This window comes from Serratia proteamaculans, from assembly GCF_946227095.1.
GTDB classification, from domain to species: domain Bacteria; phylum Pseudomonadota; class Gammaproteobacteria; order Enterobacterales; family Enterobacteriaceae; genus Serratia; species Serratia proteamaculans_E.
The window spans coordinates 758622-765763 of record NZ_CAMISV010000001.1; the positions used below are offsets into that span (position 1 = coordinate 758622).

Annotated in this window: 6 protein-coding genes; all 6 read right to left on the minus strand. The window is 51.8% G+C overall.

The annotated features are described in order from the left end of the window. Positions 1-96: 96 nt before the first annotated feature. On the minus strand, positions 97-3282 hold the full coding sequence (locus OC597_RS03715) for a TipJ family phage tail tip protein (protein WP_262207510.1): 3186 nt from the start codon (positions 3280-3282) through the stop codon (positions 97-99). A gap of 56 nt (positions 3283-3338) precedes the next feature. Then, positions 3339-3956 carry a tail assembly protein gene (locus OC597_RS03720; protein WP_262207512.1) on the minus strand — a complete coding sequence of 206 codons (618 nt, stop codon included), beginning with the start codon at positions 3954-3956 and terminating at the stop codon, positions 3339-3341. Then, entirely contained in the window at positions 3949-4668 is a 720-nt protein-coding gene (locus OC597_RS03725; protein ID WP_262207514.1) for a C40 family peptidase, read from the minus strand. The genes OC597_RS03720 and OC597_RS03725 overlap by 8 nt, the downstream gene beginning before the upstream one ends. A gap of 2 nt (positions 4669-4670) precedes the next feature. Beyond that, on the minus strand, positions 4671-5408 hold the full coding sequence (locus OC597_RS03730) for a phage minor tail protein L (RefSeq protein ID WP_262207515.1): 738 nt from the start codon (positions 5406-5408) through the stop codon (positions 4671-4673). A gap of 65 nt (positions 5409-5473) precedes the next feature. Continuing rightward, the gene (locus OC597_RS03735; protein WP_262207516.1) at positions 5474-5815 is read right to left on the minus strand and encodes a phage tail protein; all 342 of its coding nucleotides are present in this window, start codon (positions 5813-5815) and stop codon (positions 5474-5476) included. 12 nt (positions 5816-5827) lie between these two features. Next, positions 5828-7142, minus strand: a 1315-nt coding sequence (locus tag OC597_RS03740) for a phage tail tape measure protein (RefSeq protein WP_510181746.1), incomplete at its 5' end; no start/stop codon positions are given.

Genomic DNA, 7142 nt, shown 5'->3' on the forward strand with positions numbered 1-7142 from the left:
TAGTTCCTATAGTAAAAACCTTAACAATACCTGTGTTGTTTGGGACGCCTCTCGCGTCCCACGTTTGAAACCCCCAAGCCATAAATTCACCCTAGACTAATACTCACCCATCGCAGCACGTAACACTCCATTACCGTCATAAACCCTAATGGAATTATTTTGTATCGTCATTCTCCCCCCGCTACCACTACCGTTAATTTCAAAAACGCCTGCTTTATTAAGTTGCCATCCCATTCGACCAGCAACATAGTCATTCGACTGGATGTAATCACCAATCATCGCGTTCTGTATCCAGCCCTTGCCGATAAACGCCTGGCTGATAAGTACCTGTCCGTCTTTGATAATAAACGGCGAGTAATAGCTGCCGCTGCTACCGCTGATCACCACGAACTGGTTGGCGTTAACAGCTACGCGTGTATCGACCTGCGTCCCATTGACCGTCACAGCAACCGCCAGGCCAGCATCGTAGTTCGTACCGTTGTACTTGATACCCGTCTTCAACGTCCAAATCGCCGAAGGGCCGGAAGCGTCTGCGTAGGCCGTCATTTTCTCCTGTATGGCGGCTTCCTGATCGTTGAACTTGGCGGTGACGTCGGTTTCCAACTGCGCAACCGAGCTTTCAGCGTCAGCGGCCACCTTCTGTGCCTGGATGATCCCGGCCCGATTCTCGCCATAGTTGGCCCACTGCTGGTTAGCGGTACCGTATTCCGCCAGCACGTTCTGCAGAATGGCTTCCGGGCTGGTTTTCAGGGGATCAAGCAACGCCTTTCCGTCTTCCGAGTTCAAATAATCATCAACCACAGAGCCGATGAGTTCGTCGGCATCAACGTTCGACATCCCGGCTACAAACTGCGTCCAATCACCTTTGTTACCGATACGGTCAACCAGACGGGCACGATACCAACGGCGTACGCCTGCCGGCATAGGTCCGTGCTGGTAGCTCACGCCCGGATAGGGGACGTTGGCCAACAACAGTGGATTCTGGCCGTCTGCGGTGGTTGCCTGCTCTATCTCGGTGTAGGCCGTATCGCCAGCGCCAGAAGGGAATCCCCAGGTAACATCAATCGCCCAGACGACGTTATCACTGGCCATCAGATTAACCGGCATGCCGGGCTTACCCACTTTACCGCTGAGCGTGGTTGAATCAGCGTAACCCCAGGGAGAAGAGACATTGACCGCATTCACTGCGCGTACACGCACGTCGTACACCCCGGAGTAAATCCCCTGAACAGTGAAACCCTGCGCACTGGTGCGCCCTATGTTCACCCAGTCGCCCTTATCCTTACGCCACTGGGCCAGGTAATCGATAGCGCCCTCCACACGCTCCCAGGTCACCTGCATTGATGCGACCGTCAGCCCCTGCGCCACATGGTCAACTTCGGAGATTACGATATTCTTCGGCGCCGACATGACGTTAGGCGGTGTGACAGAAATCGGCGGCGGGTCGATGCGCACGCCGTCATCGATATAGCGGTATTTGTTGGGGTCATGCTGAACCCCGGCAATCGTGAATGTGCCGTCATCGTTTGCTGAAATTGACGTTACCCGGAAATACTGGATAGCCAATTTGTCACTGTCGATACACCATACCGCGCCCGCCACAGGCGTTTGCCGGTATGCCGTTGCAACGGTCAGCGTCTTTTTGTCCAGGCTGATCGCACTGATTGTACGACTCTGTGCAGTACCATCGGGCAGGTTTACCACCAGCCGGTCACCAACGGCATAGTCAGCGGGACGGTCAACGGTAATTTTCAGCCCAGCAACCCGGCTGATACGGCCACCATTCTCTTTTCCCGCACGGAAAGGGTCGGCAACACCAATGATTTCTGCCGGCAGCGGGATATATCCATCCAGCCCAACACCAAAAGAAATCGAGCCGTCTTTGGCATTGGACAAAATAGCCCAGCGCCCTCTGCGATGCGCCTCACTTTGCGAAGTACAACCGATCGCTGTCAGTTGCATCTGATTCGCGTTGTAACGTTCCACAAGCTCTGAATCGTATACGGATTCAATCGTATCCGAATAATGATTGATGGGGTCCGAGTAGGAAACATTGCAGGAGGTAAACCGGTTTTTATACGAACCACCAGCATAGGTGAAATCACCGTTAACGACGTTTGAAACGTGGTAGACATAATCAACATCATTTTGCGGTACATCGGCATTCACATAAATCTGGTCATTCCCCCAGAATGTGATGCCGCGAAATACCGCCGCGAGGTCACGCAATACGGTGTATGCGTCCTGCTGATTTTGGATAAACACATTGCAAACAAAACGCGGTTCTTTCCCGCCGGCACCGTTAGACACCATTTCATCGCAATATGCAGCGATGCTGTACAGCTGCCATTTGTCGATCATGCTGGCATCGACACGGCCACCCATGCCGTAAATTTCATCCAACACTAAATCGTAAAAAATCCAGGCCGGATTGTTGCTGTAAGCCAGCTTGAAATCACCGAGCCACGCCCCACTGTATGTCCTTGTGTCCGGGTTGTAATTGTCCGGCACGCGGATTAATTTGCCTTTTGGCTTGCAGGTTGTCTTCGGCACGCTGCCGTTAAACTGGCTGGAATCGAGTTCGACATACAACAATGCGGTGTTGGGATAACGCAGCTTGCTGTCGATGACCTCCGCAAAGGAAGCTACCTTGAACGCGTTGATGAGTTTTGTCGAAGTTGAATCAGGCGTAATACGGCGGACGTGAATAGCCCAGCCCGTCGTAGATTTTGGCAAATCGATACGGTGATCGCGTTGATACTCTGACGTGGTTTTACCATCAAACTTACCATTAACAACGTTCTGATATGCGCTACCATCAGTTGATAAGTCGATCGCGTATTCAGTGACAGTGCCGACCATATCCCCATTATCTTTGTACTGATACTGGATGGGCAGACTGAGTTTAATACGTATAGCATCCAGGGTGAGGTTTGAGAAGTTCCTCACCCAGGGGGCGCTTGCCTTAACCTCAATGCCTACCGTCGATTCATTGTCTATTTCCGGCAAGCCCTGGATATACGCTTGATCTTGAGTGCCTTTGCGGAACTCCCATTTAACGCCGGTAAAGTTATAGTTTCCTGCATCGTCGGCAAGTGGCGTATTGTTTAGATAGATCTGCTGTGCTGTGAGGTCACCTTGAATTTCTCCCTCAGACAGAGCGATAACCATTTTCAGCTTGGCAACCGACAGCAGGTCATCGGGTTGTTCTACCGGAGTATGTGGGCTTCCACCGCCACCTTTACGGCCGCTGATAACCGTTTGCCTTTCAAGTAGTCTCATTTTTCACCCATAAAAAAAGCTGCCAAGAGGCAGCCATAAACCATTTAGACCCGTGGTTACTGTTGATCGCTTGAGAAAATGCCGGCACTGACAATGGCGCCGCCGATCTCCCGTTCGCCATAAAGCAGTGGTACGGGGTAACCCATTGCAACGGTATTCACCGGCGCACCAAAAGCATAGTTAGGCTTATTGTCCGTACTGGAGGATGCGCCTATATTCATGCTTGGCTGCGGCGTCAGAAGTTGTACAACGCCCCCAAGCATCATGCTGATACCGATCCCCGTTAATACCGATGTCGCTGAAATTGTGGCGGCTGACATTGCGGCCCCCCACGCAGCCAACGATGCGCCAGCAGTGAAGAACGCAGCGACAAGGGCAACAGCGCCGATGACGACTTGCAGCATCCCACCACGCTTAGCGCCTTCGATTATGGGCATGATCACGAATTCACCCGCACCTTTTGCCATATCAAATTCATCAAGGCCGATATTTTCGCGACCGCTGAAAAAGGCGAACCGAATACCGTCAAGATGGGCTGTTGACATGTATTTTTTAAAACCTGGAATAGTGGCGCACATGGCCCGCAACGCCTCTCGCAAATCCGCAACAGCATATTCATGGTGCCGGCCAAATTTCTTGCCCATCGCCCCTCTGAGCGTGATTTTTTTACGCATGGAAAAGTTCCTTATGTCGAACAACCCGAACAGTGCGATCCCGATAATATTTTCCATAAGGCACCCGCGCCGACAGGTTGCCGAAATTGTGGTGCAAGATGGCATTGTCACCGAGATAGATCGCGGCATGGTTGGTCACAGGCGCACTAAGCTGCATCATGACCATATCCCCAGGCTGGATAGCCGCGGGCGATACCTCGATAAACCCTTCGGCCTGCCAGTTGTCGTCATAGATTTTTTCTTTGCCGTCGAGCCACCATTCACGCGGCACAGAGTAATTTTTCAACGTGATGCCGTGATGCTGGCGGAAATAATCCATGATGAGCGTCCAGCAGTCGGCATAACCCAACACCCACTGACGGCCGACAAGCTCGCGTTCACCTCGCGGTGATACCGTGCAAAAATCACCGTCTGGCCAGGACATAATCCCCCACTCAATACCCGAGTGATCGCACTGTATCCGGTCAAATTCTGACGGGATCAGCTGTACGACATCCGGATGAGAATGCACAATCATTATGATTTCGCCCTGCTCTTCAGCCACGGCATAATCAGCAGACGAAAGCGTAAAGTTCTCGGTAGGTTTTTCTGAGATATTGCGGCATGGGATATAACGCTGGTTTCGCCCGGTATCAATGATGACTCCGCAAGCCTCGTTGGGATACTCCGCCCCAACATGTTGCCGTATGGCATCCATCAATTTTTTTCGCATGATTACTTCCCTTGCAAATTTGCTGCGGGGAAACCACCGTAAGGCAAGGGATTTTCTTTACCGTGCCTCTCTTCACAGTCCCGCATGCGACCCCCGCAAACATCCTTTGAAGGGTCATCCGTCGGTGTGCCGTCTTTCAGGAAATACCGTGTTCCGTTGTAATCGCAACCCGTACCTGTGCGGTACCAGCCACGCATACACCAGGTACAAACAGGGGTGATCTGCCGCGTTGGCAATTGCAAATTCTGAATATCGAAAGGGGTACACAGTTCAAAATCAACCTGACCACGCGTCTCTGCTTTTTTGGCGTTAATGTAGTAAAGCTGCACCCGTTCTTCAGTCGGCATGGCGCCTGGGTTGCCTGCTTTCCAGTTGGCGGCATCGAGATACTTCGCCATCGTGGTACGGATACGCACCTTTGCTTGCACCATATCGTCGTAGGCCAGGCATAGCGATGTAACGTAGTTGCCGACGTTGCCGATCGACAGCGTTGGCGTCGGCTGTGAGCCGGTACTCGTCAACTCGGCCCCCTTATACTCATACGGGTGCGGGTCGTATTCGTTCCCCTGCCAGATAATCGATGGCATATTTTCGGCCGCAAACGACGCCCAGCCATCAGCCGGAATATTATGTGCATGGAATCGCAGGACACGATCCATACCAAAAGCAGTACCATCGACTTCGATTAACTGGATTAACTCGCCGGGCTCCAAAGACTGCAAGTCTTGCGTTAAGCTCATATTCCCCCCACAAAAAAACCACCTCTCGGTGGCTTCTCTATTTTGGTGATACAGTTACAGCACTATTAAGGTGCAAATGCCTGTTCAAACGTAAATGTAATATCAACGAACATGCCATTAATAAACTTGGGTTTTATAGAATCAGACTTCACTCGGTAAAGTTTTTTCTCACCCCACGGATTCGTCCACCAAAAGGACTGAATAGCATGGGATTTTAAAAAATCTCTCACAACTGAAATATTGCTACTTTCACCATTACAGGATAATGACCATGTTTCTACCGCCGCATTTAGCCCGGAACTGGCCACTTGCTTATAACCATCACCAAACTGAACCTGGATTATTGAAATATTAATATCTTCACTGGCTTGAAGCCTCACAGGCCAATTAAACGTATCAATAGTCATGCGTCACCATTATTAACGATAGAGTAACCCACCGGGCGATATTTCCTTTTTAAGACGTTCTGAAATTGTTGTTTGGATAATTGACTGTAACAACCTGGCCGTGTTCCCTGTATTGGCGTTGTTAGTGTCGCCGGATGAAACCTCCTGTGTAATCGATACCGGCGCATTAACTTCTATGATCGTCGCACCAGAGCGAGAAGATTCAGACGGTAAAGCACGCACACCCAGTGAACCATCCGCACCACGCTTAAGCGGCATGATAGCTTCTGGCCCAGCCTCCCCCATCAAGCCGGCACCTTTGGCAAACGCAAACGTTGTGGGTTGGCTTACCACCTGGCCGCTGTAGGCACTCAGGGAAGGCGAAGAGTAAACGCCGCCCTTGGCGTTGGCGAACATCGGAACCGTGCCAGGGTTATTACCCCCGCCAGCCGCCCCACCACCAAAGCTCATAAACGTAGATAAAATGGTTTTGGTCAGCAAAGCCTGAGCCGCCATTTCTATCAGGTTCTGAACGATGGATTGCGTGAGGGAGGAAAACAGACCCACCATGCTGTCTTTGAAGGTCTGGGTACCGGTAAGTAACCCGGTCAGCATGTTGGTGGAGCGTTCCCGCATCGTATCAATCAGCCCAAGCTGCAGCTTATTGACCTGGCTCTGCCCAGCGTAAAGTTTCATTGCCTGCTGATATTGCGCGTCAGTTGATTCCTGTGTTGCCGCCTGCAACAACTGCTCATAGCGCTGTTTGTCAATGTAACCTTGCTGGTAGTACGCCTGATACTGGGCCTGCTGCTGCGCCAGTTGGTTACTCAGTTGAACGGAGGGATCAACATCCCCGGCGATGTTTTGCCGTGGGGCCGCAATGGCATCAGCCTCTGCCTTTAACCTCTCGCGGGCCATATCCTGCTGCAGGGTATGCCGGGCGATCAGGTAATCACGCTCCGTCAGCAAACGTGCGTCATACAACGCTTTCAGCTCTCTGCTGGTTTCCTGCTCCTTACGTACTGTCGCCTGACCCGGCGCATACTGTTCAGCCAGTTCTAACCGTTGTCGCTGGTAGTTCTCGGCATTCAGAGACATGACGCGTTGTACATCTGCCTGACTGGCGCCAGCAGCTTTAGCCGTGGCGATCAGTTTGGCCTGTGAGTTCCGTTCTTCCAGGTCAATTTTGGCAAGGCTTGTCGAGTGGGCAACCTCAATTTCCTGACGCAACTGCTGATATTGCTTGAGCCCCTGCTGGCCTTTTTTGTCTGCCTTGGCCGGGTCTTCACCACCCCAAGGGCTTTCAGCCGACAAACCTGCAGCGCCCACTCTCGCAATGGCATTGTTA